Origin of the sequence: Mesorhizobium sp. Pch-S (assembly GCF_004136315.1) — a bacterium.
GTDB lineage: Bacteria > Pseudomonadota > Alphaproteobacteria > Rhizobiales > Rhizobiaceae > Mesorhizobium.
Window position 1 is genome coordinate 6,080,025 of the sequence record NZ_CP029562.1, and the last position, 20,769, is coordinate 6,100,793.

Consider the following 20,769-nt stretch of genomic DNA (forward strand, 5'->3'; position numbering starts at 1 on the left):
CATCAGTGATAATTTTTATCACAAAATAGCAAAACTCGATCACCTTTGGCGAGAGACAAGGCTAGTTTCCCGTCCGGAAAATGTGCGGGGACCGCGATGACAACAGCAATCAGACAGGCTGAAACTCCAACAACGCTCCTCGTGCCCGTTGGGGCGCTGATCGTGGCCATGCTGTCCTTCACCTCGGGAGCATCCCTCGCCAAGCAGCTCTTTCCCATCGTCGGAGCCGAGGGAACGACAGCGCTGCGTCTCTCGATCGGAGCGCTCATCCTGCTTGCAGTCCTGCGGCCCTGGCGCATCCGGTTCTCGGCGACCTCATGGCGATCCATCGTTTTCTATGGCCTGGCGATGGGCGGCATGAACCTGCTGTTCTACATGTCGATCCAGACGCTTCCTCTGGGCATCGCCATCGCGCTGGAGTTCACAGGTCCGCTCAGCGTGGCCATCATGTCATCGCGCAGGAAGATCGACCTGCTTTGGGTGGCGTTTGCCGCCGGAGGGCTGCTTTTGCTGCTGCCGTTGGGAAATGGCGTTGCCAATGTCGATCCGACAGGCGCCCTGCTGGCACTGGGCGCCGGCGGATGCTGGGCACTCTACATCGTTGCCGGCAAGCGAGCAGGACAGGAGCACGGCACGCTCGCCACCTCGCTTGGAATGGCCGTGGCAGCAATTGCGGTTGCGCCGATCGGCTTTGCGCACGCAGGCATGACCCTGTTCCAACCCGATGTACTGCTGATCGGGACGGTGGTGGCCGTCCTCTCCAGCGCATTTCCCTATACGTTGGAGATGTTCGCGCTACGCCATCTGCCGGCACAGACATACGGCACGCTGACCAGTGGCGAGCCGGCGGCAGGAGCCATGGTGGGCCTGCTGCTGCTGGGGGAAGCATTGCCGCTGCTGCAATGGTGTGCGATCGCCATGATCGTTGCCGCCTCGGTCGGCGCGACAATGACGGCGATGCGCAATCAGTCGCCGCCTGAACCGCTCAATCTCGGCTGAACAACGATTGGATGTCCCAGGCGCGACATCGCCGTGGTTGCGCCTGACGGATGGGAAATGATACCAAATGGCACCCTGTGCCGGGCTTGAAAGATTGTCATCAAGGCCCGACATTCATGAAACGGCTTCCGATTGCAGTGACGGCAGACTAGAGCAATTCCAGGAAAAGTGTGTAACGGTTTTCCGTCCGGAATTGTGAAAAGCAAAGACCAGAGTGTTACCGCGTTTCCGTGAAAAAACGGAAACGCTCCAAAGGCGACTGAATGCAATTTGCCAATCCCATGATCGATCCTTTTGGTCGCACGATCAGCTATTTGCGCGTGTCTGTTACAGACCGCTGTGATTTCCGCTGCGTCTATTGCATGGCCGAGGACATGGCTTTCCTGCCGAAAAAAGACCTTCTGACGCTGGAGGAACTTGACCGGCTCTGCACGGTCTTCATCGAAAAGGGCGTTCGCAAGCTGCGATTGACCGGTGGCGAACCGCTGGTTCGCAAGAACATCATGCATCTGGTGCGCGAGTTGTCGCGTCACCTCAAGAGCGGCGCCCTGGAAGAGCTGACGTTGACGACCAACGGTTCGCAGCTCGCGCGCTTCGCCGATGAGCTCGCAGATTGCGGCGTACGCCGGATCAATGTTTCACTGGATACACTCGATGCCGACAAGTTCCACGCGATCACCCGTTGGGGCCATCTCGGCAAGGTGATGGCCGGCATTGATGCCGCTCAGGCAGCTGGCATCAAGGTGAAACTCAATGCCGTGGCACTGAAGGGATTCAACGACCGCGAAATTCCCGACATGCTGCGCTGGGCCAACGGCCGTGGCATGGACCTGACGCTGATCGAGACCATGCCGATGGGGGAAATCGACGGCGACCGCACAGACCAGTACATGCCTCTGTCGCTGATGCGCGCCGAACTGGAGCGCAGCTTCACGCTGAAGGACATTCCCTACAAAACCGGTGGCCCTGCCCGCTATGTCGAAGTCGCAGAGACCGGCGGCAGGCTCGGCTTCATCACACCGATGACGCATAATTTCTGCGAAAGCTGCAATCGTGTGCGCCTGACCTGCACCGGTACGCTCTATATGTGCCTGGGCCAGGAGGATGCCGCCGATCTGCGTACGCCGCTGCGTGCTTCCGAAGGCAATGAGCTGGTTTCGAAGGCTATCGATGAAGCAATCGGTCGCAAACCGGAAGGACACGACTTCGTCATCGACCGCCACACCAATCGTCCGTCGGTGTCGCGTCACATGAGCGTTACCGGCGGCTAGGAAGCGGCCGGCCGGTTGATCAGCGCGGCTGATCCACCCCCTCGCAAAGGGCCGGTTGCCGTCGTTGCTGGCCCATCGCTTTGCCATTGCTGAAGGGCTCACCAGTGATAGAGGTTCGAACCTGGAGCGTTTCCGCTTTTCACGGAAAAGCGGAAACGCTCTAACTCTTTGTTTTGAAGCAACTCCGGACGGACCTGCTACGCATTTTTCCTGGAATTGCTCTGGCCGACAGGATCAGCCTTGCCCCTTTCGCCCAATCTTCGCGGCGCCGTCTACATGATCGTGGCGATGATCGGCTTTGCGTTCAACGACGCCATCACCAAACATTCTTCCGCTTCCATGAACATGGCGCAAGTGATGTTGGTACGCGGCATCTTCGCCTCGACCTTGATCGCCTTGCTTGCCTGGCGACAAGGAGCACTGGCATCGCCGCGCCTTGCCTTTCACCCACTGGTGGCGTTGAGGGCGCTTGCTGAATCGGGCGGCACGCTTAGTTTCCTGCTCGCGCTTGCGCATCTGCCGCTCGCCAATGTTTCGGCCGTCATGCAGGCATTGCCACTGGCGGTCACCATGGGTGCAGCGCTGTTCTTCGGTGAAGGGGTCGGCTGGCGCCGCTGGCTCGCCATCGTCATGGGATTTTTCGGCGTGATGATTGTCGTGCGACCGGGCTTCGAGGGTTTCAGCCCCTATTCGCTGCTGGCTTTGGCAAGTGTCGTCTGCTGCACGGTCAGGGATCTCGTCACCAAGAAGATTCCAGCGGAGATCCCTACTCTGCTCGTCTCGACCACCACGGCTATGATCATCACGATCCTCGGTGCATTGCTGCTCGCCCCGATGGGCGGATGGACGACGATATCCGGCCCCGATCTGACCTTGCTTGCCATCGCCGCCGTGCTCGTCCTGATCGGCTACCAGTTCGTCATTCTGTCGATGCGCACCGGCGACGTCTCCTTCGTTGCCCCCTATCGCTACACCGCGCTTCTGTGGTCGATGCTGCTCGGATTGACCGTCTTCAGCGACATTCCCGATTTCGCGATGTTGCTGGGTTCAGCCGTCGTCGTCGCATCGGGCCTCTACACCTTCTACCGCGAGCGTGTCGTCGGAAAGCCGCGCAATGCCATCGAAAGCACTGGACCCACAATGGAGCCGGACGGCATATAGCGAACCACAGGCCGCTGCAGGAAGGCGAAGCATGCCATGAGCGTCGAAGTTGCCGGGGTTATTCTGGCCGGGGGACTGTCGAGCCGTATGGGCGGCGGCGACAAGGGCCTGCTGTCGCTGGGTGGCCGATCCATTCTTGACCGGGTGATGGCCCGCTTCCTGCCGCAAGTCGGACCGCTTGCACTCAACGCCAACGGTGACCTCACTCGCTTTTCAGCCTTGCAGCATTCGATCCTGGCCGACACGGTCACGGGCTTTCCGGGCCCCCTCGCCGGCATCCTTACTGGGCTGGAGTGGGCTGGCACCAAAACGAAGGCTGCGATGATCGCCACTGCGGCCGCCGACACGCCGTTCTTTCCCTCGGACATGGTTGCCAGGCTGGTGGCCGCGATCGATGGGCATCATGAAGTCATCGCCGTGGCACGTTCTTCCGGCCGCCTGCATCCGACTTTCGCGCTCTGGCCGGTCGGGCTGAGCGAACCGCTGCGTCACTTCCTCGTCGAAGAAGGCAACCGTCGCGTCCTGTCGTTCATCGAGCGCCATCGCTTCCTGGAGGTTGACTTTCCCTTGCAACCGCTGCGCTCAGGCACACTCGACCCGTTCTTCAACATCAACACGCCCGCTGACCTTGTCGAAGCCGAGCGAATCCTCAAAGAGCTTCCCGCATGAGCAATCGCGTCTTCGGCATCACCGGCTGGAAGAATTCCGGCAAGACGACGCTGACCGAAAAACTGGTGGCTGAGCTGGTGCGGCGAGGACGGCGTGTCTCCACTGTGAAACATGCCCATCACGACTTCGACATCGACAAGGAAGGCGCCGACTCCTTCCGTCACCGCCAGGCTGGGGCCAGCGAAGTCGCCATCGTCTCAGGCCGTCGCTGGGCACTGATGCACGAATTGCGCGGCGAAGAAGAGCCAAAACTTGCTGACATTCTCGAAAGACTGGCGCCGGCTGACATCGTCATTGTCGAAGGCTACAAGCGCGAGAATCATTTCAAGATCGAGGCCCGGCGCACCAATGCAAAGGATCATACACCACTTGCGCCGTCCGACCCCAGCATCGTTGCCGTCGCGGCAGACCACCCGCAGGCGAATGAGACGCTGCCTGTCTTCGACCTCGACGATATCGCTTCGATAGCCGACTTCATCGAACGGCGAGTCGGCCTTGACGGCTGACGCAGCCTGCCGAAAGGCAGACGCTTCCCCAACGATATGTGCAAAACCCACGTATTTTTGCCGACGCTCAAAGACATTATCGGCGGTTTTGCAGTTGCTTTCACTTGGCAAAAAGTTCCAGTATTTGGACCAGCGGGCGGTCAACAGCCCCGCCCGAACGAGCCGCCTGGACAGCGGCCGGGACCAACAGAGAGGATCATCATGCGTATTGCAATGCGTATCGCGCTCGCCACGTCAGCGATCATGCTGGCGTTGGGCGCCGCCCAGGCCCAGGAGAAGGTCGTCAAGATCGGCACCGAAGGCGCCTACCCGCCCTTCAACAACTTGACCGCAGACGGCAAGCTCGTCGGTTTTGACATCGATATCGCCCAGGCGCTCTGCGACGAAATGAAGGTCAAGTGCGAATTCGTCGCTCAGGACTGGGACGGCATCATCCCTGCCCTGCAGGCCGGCAAGTTCGACGCCATCGTGGCGTCCATGTCGATCACCGAAGAGCGCAAGCAGAAGGTCGACTTCACCAACAAGTATTACAACACGCCGTCGGCCATCGCCGTGCCGAAGGACAGCACGCTGAAAGGTGTGAAGAAGGAGGACCTTGCCGGCAAGACCATCGGCACGCAGTCTTCGACCACCCACTTCAACTATGCGTCGAAGACCTTCACGGACTCGACCGTAAAGCCTTATCCGACCGCTCAGGAATACCAGCTCGACCTGGCCAACGGCCGTCTCGACGCAGTCGAGGACGATATCGTCGTTCTCAGCCAGTGGCTCGAAACCCAGGACGGCGCCTGCTGCAAGCTGCTCGGCCAGCCTGAGCCGCAGCCGGTCGAAATCTTCGGTGAAGGTGCCGGCATTGCCATCCGCAAGGGCGACACCGAGCTCAAGGACAAGCTCAACGCCGCCATCAAGGCCATCCGCGCCAACGGCAAATACAAGGAAATCAACGAGAAATACTTCAAGTTCGACGTCTACGGCGCCGATTCCTGATCGATTGATTCAAAGCAGAAAGGCGGGGACACCCGCCTTTCTTGTCCTGGCCGGCCATGTCATGAGGGGACGACACGGCGGGTTCAAAAAGGGGAACAGGCGGGCGTATGGAAAGCGTTTGGACGCTTCTGAGTTGGGGACCGGACGGCTGGTCGGATAACATCTTCAATGGCGTTTTGGTCACGATCGCACTTGCGGTTGCCACCTTGCCTGTCGGACTTGCGATCGGTTTTCTGATTGCATTGGCCAAGCAGTCGAAGGAACCTTCACTCAGGCTTGCCGGCAACCTCTACACCACCATCTTCCGTGGTCTGCCGGAACTGTTGACGCTGTTTCTCGTGTTTTTCGGGGCGCAGATCGCCTTGCAGAAACTCGTGCAGCTTTTCAATCCGACCGCGACCGTCGAGGTCAATGCCTTTGTATCCGGCATGATCGCGCTCGGCGTCGTCTTTTCATCCTATGCCAGCGAGGTCTTCCTGTCGGCGTTTCGTGCAATTCCGCATGGCCAGTATGAAGGCGGCTACGCAGTCGGCCTCACGAAGAACCAGACCATGAGGCTCGTTGTCCTGCCGCAGCTGGTCCGCATCGCCCTGCCCGGCCTCGCCAATCTATGGCTGATCCTGCTCAAGGACACCGCACTCGTTTCCGCAGTCGGCCTCAACGATATTTTGCGCGAGACCGGCGTTGCTGCTCGCGTTACCAAGCACGCGTTCCTGTTCTTCGGTTATGCTGCGCTGATCTATCTGGTGCTGGCCATCATCTCCTCTTTCGGCATCAACGCCATCGAACGCGCGGTCGGGCGACGGGAGGCATCGCGATGAGCGTCGCTGACATCGCCACGGTCGAGAAGCCACCAGAGCCGCCGCGCGGTTGGACAAAGGCACGCATAACTGGCCACGTGCTGCTTGCACTCTGGACGCTTCTGGGTCTTGGACTGGTCTGGTTCCTTGCCACATCCTGGAACCCTGAACTTATCCAGAAATATGCTCCGGGATACTGGTCGGGCATTCTCGTCACCTTGAAGCTGGTGGCAATTTCGTGTGCGGTCGGCGCCCTGCTGTCGATCCCGATCGCCTATATGCGCATGTCGAAGAACACCATCCTCTCCGCCATCGCCTATGCCTATGTCTATTTCTTCCGCGGCACACCACTGCTTGCCCAGACTTTTCTGATCTATTACGGCCTCGGCTCTTTCCGGCCGCAACTCGAAATGGTGGGCCTGTGGGGTTTCTTCCGCGAAGCCTTCAACTGTGCGGTCTTCGCTTTCGCCCTCAACACGGCAGCCTATCAGGCCGAAATCCTGCGCGGCGCCATCGAAAGCGTCCCAAGAGGACAATGGGAAGGAGCGGCATCGCTCGGTCTGCACAAACTACAGACATTGCGCCGGATCATCCTGCCGCAGGCATTGATCGTCGCACTTCGGCCCTATGGCAACGAAGTGATCCTGATGATCAAGGGCTCGGCCATCGTTGCCATCATCACGGTCTACGACCTGATGGGCATCACACGCCTGACCTACTCCCGCACGTTCGACTTCCAGGCCTACATCTGGGCGGCAATCTTCTACCTCATCATGGTCGAAGTGCTACGCCACGCCATCGAATGGATAGAACAACGCATAACCCGTCACCTGCGTCGCTGATCGACACCCGACACGCCGTGGACCAAACTGGAAATTGCCCAAATCCGCTTTGATCGGCTAAGACTGCCACACAGTGATCAAAAGGGACTTCTGGCATGGCAGTGGTGGCATATCTTGGCCTCGGCGTGATGGGTTATCCGATGGCCGGGCATCTCAAGAACAAAGGCGGTCACGACGTGACCGTCTATAATCGCACCCCCGCCAAGGCCGAGAAATGGGTTGCCGAGCATGGCGGGGCCATGGCGCTCACGCCAAAGCAGGCCGCTGAAGGCAAGGATTTCGTCTTTTCCTGCGTCGGCAACGACGACGATCTGCGCTCTGTCACCATCGGCCCGGACGGTGCATTCCACGGCATGAAGAAGGGCTCGACCTTCATCGACAACACCACGGCCTCCGCCGAGGTCGCGCGCGAATTGGCCGCGGAAGCCGAAAAACTCGGTTTCTTCTTCCTCGACGCGCCGGTCTCAGGTGGGCAGGCCGGGGCCGAGAACGGCGTGCTCACCGTCATGGTGGGCGGTGCCGATGATGTCTTCGAAACGGCCAAGCCGGTCATTTCAGCCTTTGCGCGCATGGTCGGCCTGATGGGACCGATCGGCGCCGGCCAGCTCACCAAGATGATCAACCAGATATGCATCGCCGGCCTTGTCCAGGGCCTCGCCGAAGCCATTCATTTCAGCAAGAAATCAGGGCTGGACGTCGAAAAGGTGGTGGATGTCATCTCCAAGGGGGCGGCAGGTTCATGGCAGATGGAAAACCGCCACAAGACGATGAATGCCGGCAAGTATGATTTCGGCTTCGCAGTCGACTGGATGCGCAAGGACCTCGGTATCTGCCTGGCGGAAGCCGACCGCAACGGTGCAAAGCTGCCGGTGACAGCCCTGGTCGACCAATTCTACAAGGACGTGCAGGCAATGGGCGGCAGCCGCTGGGATACCTCCTCTCTGCTCGCACGCCTGGAGAAATAACATGATGCGTTGCGCGCCGTTGCTTTTGACGGCGCTGCTCATCGCCCCCTGTCAGGCCAATGCCGAGCCGAACAAGGTCGTGGTCGACTACTTACGTAGTCAAATTGCGCGATGCTGGCATCCTTCAAGCGGCACGGCGGGCGTCGGCGCGATCATCATAAGATTTGAGCTCGACCGTCGGGGACGGATCTCAGGAACTCCGGTGCTGGCCGGCCACAAGGCCGACGTGCGTATCGAACTCGATGACAGGGGCGAGGTTGTCAGCCCTCCCAGGATCATCGCAACACAACAGCACAAAAGACACGCGGCGGTTGCTCGGAGCGCGATATCGGCCATCCGGAAATGCTCACCCTTTCCCGGATTGACGAAACTGGCTCCATACGAAAATTGGCGGGAAATCGCTCTTACCTTTGAGCCGCGAGGGCTGCGCTGAAGAGCATGACCAATTCCCTTTCCCCCACCTCAACCGCCGCGGAAATCCTTGCCTATCTGCACACCCTCACCTCCGAGGCAAACCGCGAGGGCATGCGGCGGTTCGGCATCAAGGTCGAGCGCGCGCTCGGCATTCCGCATGGTCCTCAGCGCGAGATCGCCCGGAAGATCAAGCGCAATCACGAGCGCGCTTTCGAGCTCTGGGAGAGTGGCATCGTCGAGGCGCAGTTCATCGCGTCGGCTACGGTTGATCCAAAGCGCTTTTCTGCAAACGACGCAAGGACTTGGGCGTCCACTTTCGATTCCTGGGACATCGTCGACGGTGTCACTGATCTTTTCGTCGACACCGAACATTGGCAGATGCTCATCGCCGAGTTCGCTGAAGACGAGCGCGAATTCGTCCGTCGCGCGGCTTTTGCCATGATCGCCTGGGCCTCCGTCCACCGCAAGAAGGAGCCGGATGCCACGTTCGAGAATTTACTTCCGTTGATTGAAAGGCACTCCGGGGACAGCCGCAACTTCGTCAAGAAAGCGGTCAACTGGGCTCTCCGCCAGATCGGCAAGCGTTCGATGCCGCTGCATGCCCCCACCCTTGCCCTGGCGGAAAAGCTGGCGGCCTCCTCCGACAAGACCGAACGCTGGATCGGCAGGGATGCCGTGCGTGAGTTGACGAATCCGAAGATACTGGAAAGACTGGCGAAGCGCGGCTGATGGCGGCCTGAGCGATCAAGCCGCGCTTTGTCCGGCTTCGCGATCGAGCGTCATGTAGTCCAGCGGCATTTCGGTGGTGAACTTGATCTGCTCCATCGCAAAGACCGACGAGACGTCACGGATTTCGATCTTGGCAATCAGACGTTTGTAGAAGGCGTCATAGGCAGCAATATCGGGCACCACGACACGCAGCAGATAGTCGACATCACCGCTCATGCGGTAGAACTCGACCACCTCCGGAAATTCCTGGATCACCTCCGAGAAGCGGCGCAGCCATTCATGGCTGTGCGAATTGGTGCGGATCGAGACAAACACTGTCACGCGTGCGTTGATCTTCTCGGGGTCAAGCAGCGCAACGCGGCGCTTGATGACGCCCTCTTCCTCCAGCTTCTGGATACGACGCCAGCACGGAGTGGTCGACAGTCCGACTTTCTTGGCAACGTCAGCGACCGCAAGCGTCGCGTCCTCCTGCAAAAGGCGGAGGATTTTTCTATCTAGGCGATCCATCTTGGGCTCCCGAGGAAAATATTTCCCCATATTCCTTCGAAATTCTGTCACAGACAAGAAAGGAATTCTGCCTGATCGCCACGAAACGAGTGATAATTTGCGCAGAAATCAGCCGATGCGAGAGCGGATTTCCGATTTCAGGAAAGGCAGCAACTCCATTTCGAACCAGGGATTCTTCTTCAGCCAGCCGGTATTGCGCCAGGACGGATGCGGCAAAGGCAGCACTTTCAGGCCGGCTGCCGTGTTCCAGATGGCGCGCCAATCATACACCGTCTCTGTCAACGAACCACGCCGCGTCGTGCCCATGTGCCAGCTCTGCGCATAGATGCCGATGGTCAGGACCAGTTCGATCTGCGGCATCGCCGCCATGAGCTGCCCGCGCCACGCAGGCGCACATTCCCTGCGTGGCGGCAGATCCGCGCCCTTGGCGTCCTGGCCGGGAAAACAGAATCCCATCGGCACGATGGCGAATCTTTCGGTGTCGTAGAATTCCTGCGATGACACCCCCAGCCAGTCGCGCAACCGATCGCCGGACGCGTCGGTGAACGGCACGCCGGAAAGATGCACCTTGGTTCCCGGCGCCTGGCCGGCCAGGAGGATGCGGGCGGTCGAGGAGGGCCGCAACACCGGTCGCGGCTCGTGCGGCAACTGCCTGCCGCTCGGCGTCTCGACGCAGATGCGGCAGGCCCGCACCCGTGCGACCAGCTGTTCCAATTCGACATCCATGCGGTTCAGGCGCTGGCGCTTGGCCGCCCGGAAACAGCCTTGTACCAGCGCAGCACATGCACACAGTCGTCGGGCAGCTGGATACGAGCAGGTTTCATGAAATCCACCGCGACAAGACCGGTGATGTCGGCCACGGAATAGCTGTCGCCCGCAATGAATTCGCGGCCGGCCAGTTCCTTGTCGAGCAAGCGCAGGAACTCCACGGCCTTCGGCTTGTTGGCCTCACCCCATTCCGGCACCTGCGGCACCTCCCATTCCTTCATGGCGGGGTGGATATGGCGAAAGGCCTGCGCCACAGGCGTAAACAGGTTGAATTCCATACGCCGCTGCCACATCTCTACCTTGGCACGGCCGAGTGCGCCCGTTCCGAACAGCACCGGCTCGGGATGCAGTTCCTCGAAATAGCGGCAGATGGCGATGGTCTCGGTGAGCACGGTGCCGTCATCCAGTTCCAGTACAGGCAGGCGCTGCAGCGGATTGCGGCGGGTGACCGCTTCTTCCCTGTGACCAAGAGCGCCCATGTCGACGGGCTCCAGCGGCACGTTCAACCCTTTTTCCGCCAGGAAAATGCGAACCCGGCGCGGGTTGGGTGCCCGGCCGCCGTCGTAAAGCTTCATGATATGCTCCCGATTTGATCTGTATCCACCATAAGACCGCAATCAACGGAAGCGAAACAGTTCTCGCAGGGTATCGCCGACACTCGCCAAAGCTCCGTGCCTCGGTTCCACGATGCCGTCATGGGAGCGGCGCCAATCCCTTGGTTCTTCGAAACTGCCCGCCCAGATGCCAGCGCGCGCAACGCGGGCTGCAGCTTCCTCCATAACAAAATCGCCAAAGGCAACTGCCCAGCCGGCCCTGACCTGCTCGGCATTGAGATCCACATTTCCCGCCTTGCAGTCGCCAAGAAGCCGGTCATACCGATCCCGCTGCCATCCGCTGCAGGATACCGCGCGGCCGCCGATCAGCTTCACCAGCGCCTGTCTCGACAGCCTCCCGCAGGGATAATCCACCCCTTCCTTTCGGCACAGTTGAGAGTATTCCGGGGCGTCGATGCCGCGCAGGCGAATGCGCTCCTTGCCCAGTGTGATCGTATCGCCGTCATTAACAATCGCCGTGCCATTTTCCTGGCGTGTCGAGACACGATCGAACCGGGCCACGATCAGGGCCATCAATCCCAGGAAAAGAATGGCCAGCGCATAGTCGAAGAACCTGCGCCACGGGCTGCGCGGACGCGGCGGATAAGGCCGCCGCCCGGGCCTTTGCGACCATGAACGGCTCATATGGCAAACAAGTTCTTAATCATTCCGCCTTAGCGTTCGGATTGGAGCCGCTGCCCGCAATAACTGAAGTTTCATGCCACTGCTAAGCTCGAACACGGCGGACAAGAACATTGTGGACCGCAGCAAGCCGCATCGCAACAGCGATGTCGCGCGTGCTGTGAAGCGTACGCGTGACCGCCTTTCGCAGCAGGCCGGAAATCCGGATTTCGACCGCGAACTGCTGAAACTGCACGCGCGCGCGATCGTGAACAGCGCCGCGGCCGTGCCGTTGCTGGTGCTGACCATCGCCGTCGCCGGCCTTGCAGCCGGAATGAATACGGACACGCTCGTCTGGGCACTTTTCACGATGGGATGCTATGCGGGGCTTGCCATCATCGCGCGTCGCGTCGACCGCACGGAGGCCGCAGCCGTCAAGCCGGATCCGATCCGCAACACCTTCCTGGCGGCCCATGGTCTCAGCGGTCTTGGCTGGGCCTATTTCGCGTCGCTCGGCTGCGGTGCCTGCACGATCGACCAATTTCCAGTGATCAAGGCCGTCATCCTTCTGATGGCGATGGCAGCCACGGCGATCATGGCGTCGTCTCTGCGCGGGGCGTTGCTGGCCACCTTCGCCATCCCGGTCGCAACTTATGCCTATGTCGGCTCCCAGGGATGGGTGCCGGCGGAACCGATCATGGTCGCGCTGCTCGTCGCGGCGCTCCCTTTCTTCGCCTATGTGGCACATCACCTCAATCGTTCGTCGGTGATGCTGCTGTCCTTCCGCACCGAGAAGGATTCGCTCATTGCCGAGCTCGAAACCGCCAAGGCTATGTCCGACGAAGCACGGCGCAGGGCCGAAGAAGCCAATCTCGCCAAATCGCGGTTCCTTGCCTCGATGAGCCATGAATTGCGCACGCCGCTCAATGCCATCCTGGGCTTTTCGGAAGTTATGGCCAATGAAGTGCTCGGTCCCATGGGCAACGATACCTACAAGGCCTACGCGTCAGACGTTCATGATTCCGGCCGTCACCTGCTCGACCTGATCAACGAAATCCTCGACCTGTCGCGTATCGAGGCAGGCCGTTACCAGCTCAACGAGGAGCCGGTGACACTGCTGGCGATCGTCGAGGATTGTTGCCACATGATGGAATTGCGGGCGCGCAACAAGGATATTCGCATCGTCGAGGAGTTCGAACATCGGCTGCCACGCCTGTTCGCTGACGAACGGGCTGTGCGCCAGATCGCTCTCAATCTCCTGTCCAATGCGGTGAAGTTCACTCCGACCGGCGGTGAGGTGCGTGTACGCGTCGGCTGGCTGCGGGTGGCGGCCAGTACATCTCCATCAAGGACAACGGCCCCGGTATCCCGGCGGACGAGATCCCGGTCGTGCTATCGGCCTTTGGGCAAGGCTCGATCGCCATCAAGAGCGCGGAACAGGGCACGGGGCTTGGCTTGCCGATCGTGCAGGGCCTGATGGCGATGCATGGCGGCGAATTCGAACTCCATTCGAAACTGCGCGAAGGCACCGAGGCGATCGCCATCTTCCCGCCGACCCGGGTGATGGAGCAACTGCCGGCTTTGCCGACCAAGGTTGCCGCCGGAAGCCGCCGCCGCTGAACCGGATCAACGAACCGCGGCGGCCATGCCGGAACTGGTCAAGGCCGCCGCCCTGGCGATGCCCGCCGCCAATGCACCGCCAAATCCTTCGCCATGGCTGATACCAAGCTCGAACAGCGGTTTGAGTCCCAGATATGCGGCAGCTCTGGCGTGCCCCGGCTCAGCAGAGAGCCCGGCAAGCAGGCAATGGTCGAGGGCTGACGGATTGGCGGCATGAAGCACCGCAGCGGCGGCCATTGCGGCAAAGCCGTCGAGAATGACGGGAACATTCTGCATGCGGGCGGCCAGGATCGCTCCTGCAATGGCTGCGAACTCACGCCCGCCGACGCGCCGCAATGCTTCCAGCGGGTCCTTCAGGTTAGCGCCATGGAAGGCGAGCGCAGCATCCACTGCGGCCGCCTTGCGCTTACGCATGGCCTCGTCGGCGCCGGACCCCGCGCCGACCCAGTCCATTCCCTTTCCACCCAGAACGGCCGCCAGAAGTGCGGCGGCAACGGTGGAATTGCCGACACCGATATCGCCCAGACACAGAAGATCGGTTCCGCCTGCCGTCGCTTCCATGCCGAAGGCCATCGTGGCGGCACAGCCGCGCTCGTCGAGCGCTGCCTCCTCGGTGATATCGCCGGTCGAAATATGCAAAGCGAGATCGAAGACCTTGAGGCCGAGATCATAGGCGATGCAGGCCTGGTTTACTGCCGCACCGCCGGCTGCACAGAGCTCAACCGCGTTCGCGGTGGCAGCGACGGCACGCGGCGAAATGCCTTGCCTGGTCACGCCATGGTTGCCGGCGAAGACGGCGACCAACGGACGATTGATCGCCGGCGGCGCCTTGCCGCTTGCGGCCGCAAGCCAAGCTGCGATGTCTTCGATGCGCCCCAGAGAACTCTCCGGCTTGTCGGCCTTGGCAAACAACGCTCGCACCCTGTCGCCGGCCGCGCCATCCAGCGGAGGCAGGTTGGCGATCAGGTTGCGGAAATCGTCGAAAGGCAGCGCGCTGGTCATGGCAGGTTCCTGTTCGAGGCCGGCAATAGCCGCCCTGCCCACTTCGCACAACCACATGGTCACGAAAACGGCGCCGTCTGGATCCCGAAATTCGCGCGGCGGGCGACAAGGTCGCCAGATGACGACCTGAAGTGGCGCAACGCCAAGACCTTGCATTGCCACATTCGTTGCACCATGTGGGAGCGTGCCCCTAGGATATTCCCATGACGGCCATCGAATCGCCCTGCATCCTGGTCTGCTCGATCGACATGAAGACCGGATATTGCTTCGGTTGCGGACGCACGCGCGACGAAATCTCGGCCTGGCTGACCATGACCCCGGAAACCCGCCGTACCGTCATGTCCGAGTTGCCGGCAAGGCTTGCGACCGTCGAGCGCAAACCGCGCCGCGAAACGCGCCGGACGCGGATGGCACGTGAACGTGGTGAGGTGCTTTAGCCCCGATGAATCGCCCGCTTGTCCTCATCCTGGTGATCATCGCTGCAGCGGTTGCGTTGCTTGCCTACAACGATTCCGCAGGCAGCACATTCGGCGTCGAGAACTACAGTTTCGGCAACCTGGTGTGGCTGGGCATCGTCGGGGCAGTGATCGCTGCCGGCCTACTACGCTCCGGCCAACCGCTCGGCAGCATGGCCCGCAATCTGGGCACCTGGGCCGTGATCGTTCTGGCGCTGATCGCCGGCTACCAATACCGCTATGAGTTGCAGGATGTGGCCAGCCGCGTAACCGCTGGCCTCATTCCTGGCAGCCCGCTGGCGCTCGGCATGGAAGATGGCCGCGCAACGGTGACGCTCGACAAGGGCAACAACGGCCATTTCCAGGCGCGCATCCTCGTCAACACCAAGCCGGTCAACGCCGTCGTCGATACCGGTGCGACGACCACGGTGCTCACGGCCGAAGACGCGCGCGCTGCCGGCATCGATCCGAGCGGCCTGAACTACACGGTGCGCGTCTCGACAGCCAATGGTAACACCAACGCTGCGGCGGTCCGCACCAACGAACTGGCACTCGGCGGCATCGTGCGTCGCGATATGCCAGTTCTCGTCGCCGCCCCGGGCGCACTTGGCCAAAGCCTGCTCGGCATGAATTTCATCAGCTCGCTGTCGGGCTTCGATGTGCGCGGCGATCGCATGATCCTGCGCGATTGAAGCGCGACGCAATGCAGATGGCCCGGTGGTTACATGCAAGGCGTTTGTCTGCTACATAGCGCGCCCATCTCGACAGGACCGAAGGACCAGATATCAGCGTGACGCTGCAAACCATTGTAACGAAGGAAAAGAACTCGCTCTACCAAGAGCGTTTGTTCTCCATCGCCCCTATGATGGACTGGACCGATCGCCACTGCCGCTTCTTTCACCGCCAGCTGACGCAGCACGCGCTGCTCTACACGGAAATGGTCGTGGCGGACGCTGTCATCCATGGCCAACGCGAGCGATTATTGGGTTTTGACGCTGCCGAACACCCTGTCGCGCTGCAGCTTGGCGGATCGAACCCGCAAAAGCTCACCGAGGCAGCGCGCATCGGCGAAGGTTTCGGCTATGACGAGATCAACCTCAATGTCGGCTGCCCCTCGGACCGTGTTCAATCCGGTACGTTCGGCGCCTGCCTTATGAAAACCCCAGCACTCGTTGCCGACTGTGTCACGGCGATGAAGGCAGCGGTAAGGATACCTGTCACCGTCAAATGCCGCATCGGCGTCGACGATCAGGACCCGGAGCCAGCCCTCGACATCCTGGCCGATGGTGTCTTTGCCGCTGGTGCCGACGCCTTGTGGGTGCATGCCCGCAAGGCCTGGCTGCAAGGCTTGAGCCCGAAGGAGAACCGCGACATCCCGCCGCTCGACTATCAGCGGGTCTACAGGTTGAAGGCCCGGCTTCCGGAACGTTTCATCGGCATCAATGGCGGCATTCCTTCGGTGGCGGATGCCGTCGGCCATCTCGACCAGGTCGACGGTGCCATGCTCGGCCGGGCCGCCTATCATACGCCGGGCATCCTTGCTGCCGTCGACGCCGCGCTGTCGGGCAGGCAGCCGGGACCATTCGATTTCGCCGCGCTGATCGACACCATGGCCGGCTATACGGCGCGTCATATCGAGCAGGGCGGCCGTCTCGGCCATGTCACGCGTCACATGGTCGGTCTGTTCCACGGCCTACCCGGTGCACGCCGCTGGCGCCAGATCCTCTCAACCGATGCCACACGCCCAGGTGCGGGGCCGGAGGTGTTGCATGCGGCATTCGCCGCGATCGATTTCAACGCCGAAGTCGCCGCCTGAGACAGAGCCCGCTCTGTAAATCGCCGCTGAACCTAACAGCGGCTTGTATTCATCTCGCCCGGCTCCAGTAGCCAATAGGTGTGAACACAAAGCTTTTTTCATTTTTAGCTATGACATTAGTTGTAGGTTATATTCTAAAATTTATGCTCGCATTGGTACCGCTTTAAATTCCGGGAGCCGACATGAAGGGCATGGTGTTCACCGAACTGCTGGGCTTCGTGGAACAAACCTACGGAGAGGATGCGGTGGATGACCTCATCGAGGGTTCCGATCTGCCGAGTGGCGGCGCCTATACGGCCGTGGGGACATATGACCACAAGGAAATGCAATCCCTGGTCACCACGCTGGCTGCGCAAAGCAACACACCACCGAACGAATTGCTCAGTCTGTTCGGCCAGCACCTAATCCAGCGTTTCAAGGCATCATTCCCTGATTTCTTCAGGACAGCGCCCACGCTGTTCGATTTTCTCGAAAGCATCGACAATCACATCCATGTCGAGGTGCGAAAACTCTATCCCGACGCGGAGCTGCCCGAATTCCGGGCCGAGCGCCTCGGAAGTGCAACAATGCACCTCGACTACCACAGCAAACGTCCCTTCGAGGCCCTCGCCTCGGGTCTCATTCTCGGCGCAGCCCAGCTCTATGGCGAACCCGTGCGGGTAGAAAGCAGCGCGCTCGAAAACGATGGCGAGAAGTTCGTCCGGTTCTCGATCCGGAAGACAGGCGCGACAGCCTAGATGTTGCCGCAAACCGAAACTTCCGGCGATCGCGTTGCGCGTCTTGAGCGCCGCCTGCAGCGGGAACGACGCGCCCGCGAAGAGGCAGAATGGCTGCTCGAGGCGAAATCGCTGGAGCTTTACAACGCCAACAGCCATCTGACAGCGCTGGCAAACGACCTCGAGATGCGCGTGCTCGATCGCACCCACGAATTGGAGGTCTCTCGTCAGCAGGCCCTGTTTCTCGCCGAACGCGATCCTTTGACTGCGCTTGCCAACCGGGTCAGTTTCGCGCGTGATCTCGATGCAGCCATCCACACGGCCCAGGTTCATGGCGGATCGGTGCAGCTTCTGTTTGCCGATCTCGATCGATTCAAGGAAATCAACGACAACTACGGCCACGCCGTCGGCGATGCGGTTCTGCTCGAGGTGGCAACCCGACTGCGGACGATCTGCAGGGGAACGGAGGTGCCCGGGCGGCTGGGTGGCGACGAGTTCGGCATCATCTGCATCACGCCGCTTCAAAGCGAGCGGGTTCGCCAGATCGCGACCGAGATCATGGAAGCGATGAGCAAGCCAATCGATTGTGGTCGTCTGCAACTGATCGTCAGCTGTTCCGTGGGCTTTGCAAGCTTTCCTCGTGACGCTTCGGATTCTCCAACCCTGCAACGTTTTGCCGATGTCGCCCTTTATCACTCCAAGTCGTCCGGACGCTCGACGTGGACGGAGTTTGACGACACCATGGCTGCCGAGCTTCATAGCCGCCAAGGCCTTGAAGTAGAGCTGCGCGCTGCGGTGGCGGCGGGAGAAATCGAGCCCTGGTACCAACCCATCATCTGCGCCGGGAGCAACAGGATCGTCGGTGTCGAAGCGCTTGCACGCTGGCAACACCCAGAGCGCGGGCTCATTCTTCCCGGGCTGTTCATCCCACTGGCCGAAGAAAGTTCACTGATCGTCGAACTCGGTCGCGCAATGATCGATCGCTGCTGTCAGGAGATGCACCAGCTGATCCGCGACGGACATCTCGACTATGTCTCGATCAATCTGTCCCCACGCCACCTGCGCTCCCCCTCCGTGGTCGAGCAGGTCGCCAGGATCCTGGCGCGTCACGACTTCCCGCCTTCCGCCTTGCAGCTGGAAATCACGGAAAGCCTTCTGCTCTTCGATTTCGAGCAAGCAGAACAGCGTCTCTCGCAATTCCGCACGCGCGGCGTCCGAATTGCCCTCGACGATTTTGGAGCGGGCTATTCAAGCCTTTCATACATCAGGCGGCTGCCGCTCGACGTCATCAAGATCGATCGCTCATTTGCCCGCGACATCAGCGATGATCGGCAGTCCGAGGCCGTGGTAAGGGCAATCGTTCAGCTCGCACAGGCGCTCGAACTTCAGATCGTGGCGGAAGGCATCGAGACTGAGAGTCAGGCGGAGCGAATGACCAGCTGCGGCTGTTCCATCCAGCAAGGCTATCTGTTCGGACGACCAATGCCGTTGAATGACCTGATGCGACATCTGAAGGCCAAAGGTTGATGACAAGCGGCCGCCGCAACCAGGCGTGATCGAAGAGGCTGCGGCGGCAAACGGAATTCTACTCCGCCGCTACGGCAAGCGGTGCACGGCTGCCGAGCACGGTCTCCGCCTCACCGATCGCCTGTGCGACACGCCTTAACAGCGCTTCCGAGACAGGCACACCATTGTCGAAGTCGCGGTCAGTCGCATAGACGGCCGTCGGCAGCGCAAACGCTTCGAAGAAACCGAACAGCGGCCGCAACTGATGCTCGACGATCAGCGCATGGCGATCGCCACCGCCGGTCGCGGTCAAGAGCACCGGCTTGCCGCGCAATGCCGATGGATCAAGCAGGTCGAAGAAGTGCTTGAACAGACCGGTGTAGCTGCCCTTGTAGGTCGGCGACCCGATGACAAGGACATCTGCTTCCGTGATCGCTTGCAGGACCGCCTGCGCCGGCTCGTCCAGTGCTGTCGCTCTCCGGGCGCTGACAAGCGATGGGCCGAGGTCCTCGATGTCCCAGCTTCTTGCGGGCAAACCGTTGCGGCGGCCGATCTCCTGGACGATGTGGTCGACGAATGCCAGGGTTTTGGACGGCCGGGTGATGTTGCCGGAAAAGCCGACAATGCGCGCGCGGGTCATGGGTAGTCTCCTTTATTCCAATACGTATCAGGATGCCGAGGCGGCAACGCTTGGGCGCACACCGCGGCCGAATTCGACATCCCAGCCGCGCAATGCCGGCGCGGCCGCGCCATGCAGGTCGAGCTTCGGGAAGAGCAGTTCGGCAACATTGTAGGCCTCTTCCAGGTGCGGATAGGCAGAGGCGATGATGGTCTCGATGCCGATCGCCTGATATTCGCGAATACGGGCAACGACGTTGTCTGGGCTGCCGACCAACGCCGTCCCCGCCCCGCCCCGCACCAGTCCGAGCCCGGCCCATAGATTAGGGCCAACGACAAGCTTGTCGCGACGGCCCTGGTGCAGCGCCGACATGCGTTTCTGGCCGACCGATTCCGAAACGTTGACGAAGTTGTTCTGCGCCTCGGCAATCACCTCGTCGGTGACATGGCTGATCAGCCGGTCCGCCGCGGCCCAGGCCTCCTCCTCGGTTTCGCGCACGATGAGATGGATGCGCAAGCCGAAGCGGATGCTGCGCCCTTCCCGTGCCGCTGCCGCGCGCACGCGCTCCAGCTTCTCGGCCAGTTGGTCGACCGGCTCACCCCAGCTGAGATAAACATCGACATGCTTGGCGGCGATGGCAATGCCGGCATCCGATGAGCCGCCGAACCAGAGCGGTGGGTACGGCTTCTGCACTGGAGGGAAGGAAAGGTCGGAGCCTTTCGCCGAAAGATACTGGCCCTCGAAATTCACCTCTTCACCGGAGAGGATATCGCGCCAGATCGTCAGGAATTCGTCGGTCTGGGCGTAACGCTCGGCGTGGCTGAGCTTGTTGCCGTCGCCAGCGAGATCGGCCGGGTCGGCACCGGTGACGACATTGAGCAGGACACGTCCGTTGGAGATACGATCGAGCGTGGCGGCATGGCGCGCAAACAGCGCCGGCGTACCACTGCCCGGCCGCAGCGCCACCAGGAAACGCAACTGTTCGGTCTGCGGGATCAATGCAGCCGCCGTGATCCAGGCATCTTCGCAGCGCGTGCCGGTCGGCAGGAGAACGCCCTTGAAACCGAGCCGGTCCGCAGCCTGGGCAATCTCCCGCAGATAACCAAAAGTTGCCGGCCGATGGCGCTCATCGGTACCGAGATAGGGCCCGTCGCCATGGGTCGGCAGATACCAGTAGACGTCGAGGGGCGCGTTGGACATGGG

The 20,769-nt window shown here is 60.9% G+C and carries 23 protein-coding genes and 1 pseudogene; 17 read left to right on the top strand and 7 right to left on the bottom strand.

Features of this window, described 5'->3' with window-relative positions; translation table 11 throughout:
• The first annotated feature begins 96 nt into the window (after positions 1-96).
• The 11 genes from rhtA (at position 97) to C1M53_RS28705 (ending at position 9,343) form a co-directional block, all read left to right on the top strand.
• Positions 97-999 (top strand): threonine/homoserine exporter RhtA, encoded by a 903-nt coding sequence (gene rhtA / locus C1M53_RS28655; protein WP_129415465.1) that lies wholly within the window; start codon positions 97-99, stop codon positions 997-999.
• Positions 1,000-1,262: 263 nt separating this feature from the next.
• Positions 1,263-2,270 carry a GTP 3',8-cyclase MoaA gene (gene moaA, locus C1M53_RS28660; protein WP_245488339.1) on the top strand — a complete coding sequence of 336 codons (1,008 nt, stop codon included), beginning with the start codon at positions 1,263-1,265 and terminating at the stop codon, positions 2,268-2,270.
• A 240-nt stretch (positions 2,271-2,510) separates the two neighbouring features.
• Positions 2,511-3,431: a DMT family transporter gene (locus tag C1M53_RS28665; protein WP_129415466.1), complete on the top strand. Its 921-nt coding sequence runs from the start codon at positions 2,511-2,513 to the stop codon at positions 3,429-3,431.
• Positions 3,432-3,467: 36 nt separating this feature from the next.
• Complete coding sequence (gene mobA, locus C1M53_RS28670) at positions 3,468-4,100, top strand: molybdenum cofactor guanylyltransferase MobA (RefSeq protein ID WP_129415467.1); 633 nt, start codon at positions 3,468-3,470, stop codon at positions 4,098-4,100.
• On the top strand, positions 4,097-4,606 hold the full coding sequence (gene mobB, locus C1M53_RS28675) for a molybdopterin-guanine dinucleotide biosynthesis protein B (protein WP_129415468.1): 510 nt from the start codon (positions 4,097-4,099) through the stop codon (positions 4,604-4,606). Before mobA ends, mobB begins: the two co-directional genes overlap by 4 nt.
• Before the next feature lie 201 nt (positions 4,607-4,807).
• Positions 4,808-5,593 carry an ABC transporter substrate-binding protein gene (locus tag C1M53_RS28680; protein WP_129415469.1) on the top strand — a complete coding sequence of 262 codons (786 nt, stop codon included), beginning with the start codon at positions 4,808-4,810 and terminating at the stop codon, positions 5,591-5,593.
• A gap of 107 nt (positions 5,594-5,700) precedes the next feature.
• Positions 5,701-6,414, top strand: a complete 714-nt coding sequence (locus tag C1M53_RS28685) for an ABC transporter permease (RefSeq protein ID WP_129415470.1) — start codon at positions 5,701-5,703, stop codon at positions 6,412-6,414.
• The gene (locus tag C1M53_RS28690) at positions 6,411-7,235 is read left to right on the top strand and encodes an ABC transporter permease (RefSeq protein ID WP_129415471.1); all 825 of its coding nucleotides are present in this window, start codon (positions 6,411-6,413) and stop codon (positions 7,233-7,235) included. The genes C1M53_RS28685 and C1M53_RS28690 overlap by 4 nt, the downstream gene beginning before the upstream one ends.
• Before the next feature lie 95 nt (positions 7,236-7,330).
• A complete protein-coding gene (locus tag C1M53_RS28695; protein WP_129415472.1) occupies positions 7,331-8,200 on the top strand; it encodes an NAD(P)-dependent oxidoreductase in 870 nt (289 codons plus the stop codon).
• Between the two features lies 1 nt (position 8,201).
• Positions 8,202-8,633, top strand: coding sequence for a cell envelope integrity protein TolA (locus C1M53_RS28700; protein ID WP_129415473.1), 432 nt, complete (start codon positions 8,202-8,204; stop codon positions 8,631-8,633).
• Between the two features lie 5 nt (positions 8,634-8,638).
• Complete coding sequence (locus C1M53_RS28705; protein WP_129415474.1) at positions 8,639-9,343, top strand: DNA alkylation repair protein; 705 nt, start codon at positions 8,639-8,641, stop codon at positions 9,341-9,343.
• Between the two features lie 15 nt (positions 9,344-9,358).
• On the opposite strand, the gene C1M53_RS28710 is transcribed toward C1M53_RS28705, so the two are convergent.
• From C1M53_RS28710 to C1M53_RS28725, 4 genes are all read right to left on the bottom strand, one after another.
• Positions 9,359-9,850: an Lrp/AsnC family transcriptional regulator gene (locus tag C1M53_RS28710; RefSeq protein ID WP_054313024.1), complete on the bottom strand. Its 492-nt coding sequence runs from the start codon at positions 9,848-9,850 to the stop codon at positions 9,359-9,361.
• 108 nt (positions 9,851-9,958) lie between these two features.
• Complete coding sequence (locus C1M53_RS28715) at positions 9,959-10,576, bottom strand: uracil-DNA glycosylase family protein (protein ID WP_129415475.1); 618 nt, start codon at positions 10,574-10,576, stop codon at positions 9,959-9,961.
• A gap of 5 nt (positions 10,577-10,581) precedes the next feature.
• A complete protein-coding gene (locus tag C1M53_RS28720; protein WP_129415476.1) occupies positions 10,582-11,193 on the bottom strand; it encodes a glutathione S-transferase in 612 nt (203 codons plus the stop codon).
• 42 nt (positions 11,194-11,235) lie between these two features.
• Entirely contained in the window at positions 11,236-11,856 is a 621-nt protein-coding gene (locus C1M53_RS28725) for a thermonuclease family protein (RefSeq protein WP_129415477.1), read from the bottom strand.
• Positions 11,857-11,929: 73 nt separating this feature from the next.
• Here C1M53_RS28725 and C1M53_RS28730 point away from each other — a divergent pair.
• A pseudogene (locus C1M53_RS28730) lies at positions 11,930-13,452 on the top strand (HAMP domain-containing sensor histidine kinase).
• A gap of 6 nt (positions 13,453-13,458) precedes the next feature.
• Here C1M53_RS28730 and C1M53_RS28735 read toward each other — a convergent pair.
• Positions 13,459-14,454: a nicotinate-nucleotide--dimethylbenzimidazole phosphoribosyltransferase gene (locus tag C1M53_RS28735; RefSeq protein WP_129415478.1), complete on the bottom strand. Its 996-nt coding sequence runs from the start codon at positions 14,452-14,454 to the stop codon at positions 13,459-13,461.
• Between the two features lie 203 nt (positions 14,455-14,657).
• Here C1M53_RS28735 and C1M53_RS28740 point away from each other — a divergent pair, with 203 nt between their 5' ends.
• From C1M53_RS28740 to C1M53_RS28760, 5 genes are all read left to right on the top strand, one after another.
• Complete coding sequence (locus tag C1M53_RS28740) at positions 14,658-14,891, top strand: DUF1289 domain-containing protein (protein WP_129415479.1); 234 nt, start codon at positions 14,658-14,660, stop codon at positions 14,889-14,891.
• 5 nt (positions 14,892-14,896) lie between these two features.
• Positions 14,897-15,601, top strand: coding sequence for a TIGR02281 family clan AA aspartic protease (locus C1M53_RS28745; protein WP_129415480.1), 705 nt, complete (start codon positions 14,897-14,899; stop codon positions 15,599-15,601).
• A gap of 104 nt (positions 15,602-15,705) precedes the next feature.
• Positions 15,706-16,725, top strand: coding sequence for a tRNA dihydrouridine(20/20a) synthase DusA (dusA, locus tag C1M53_RS28750; protein ID WP_348630061.1), 1,020 nt, complete (start codon positions 15,706-15,708; stop codon positions 16,723-16,725).
• A 182-nt stretch (positions 16,726-16,907) separates the two neighbouring features.
• On the top strand, positions 16,908-17,462 hold the full coding sequence (locus tag C1M53_RS28755; protein WP_129415481.1) for a heme NO-binding domain-containing protein: 555 nt from the start codon (positions 16,908-16,910) through the stop codon (positions 17,460-17,462).
• A 165-nt stretch (positions 17,463-17,627) separates the two neighbouring features.
• Positions 17,628-18,968: an EAL domain-containing protein gene (locus C1M53_RS28760; RefSeq protein WP_165358270.1), complete on the top strand. Its 1,341-nt coding sequence runs from the start codon at positions 17,628-17,630 to the stop codon at positions 18,966-18,968.
• Positions 18,969-19,026: 58 nt separating this feature from the next.
• Here C1M53_RS28760 and msuE read toward each other — a convergent pair whose 3' ends face one another.
• Together msuE and ssuD are read right to left on the bottom strand one after the other, a co-directional pair.
• On the bottom strand, positions 19,027-19,587 hold the full coding sequence (msuE, locus tag C1M53_RS28765; RefSeq protein WP_129415483.1) for an FMN reductase: 561 nt from the start codon (positions 19,585-19,587) through the stop codon (positions 19,027-19,029).
• A gap of 27 nt (positions 19,588-19,614) precedes the next feature.
• Positions 19,615-20,766, bottom strand: a complete 1,152-nt coding sequence (ssuD, locus tag C1M53_RS28770; protein WP_129415484.1) for an FMNH2-dependent alkanesulfonate monooxygenase — start codon at positions 20,764-20,766, stop codon at positions 19,615-19,617.
• Between the last annotated feature and the right edge of the window lie 3 nt (positions 20,767-20,769).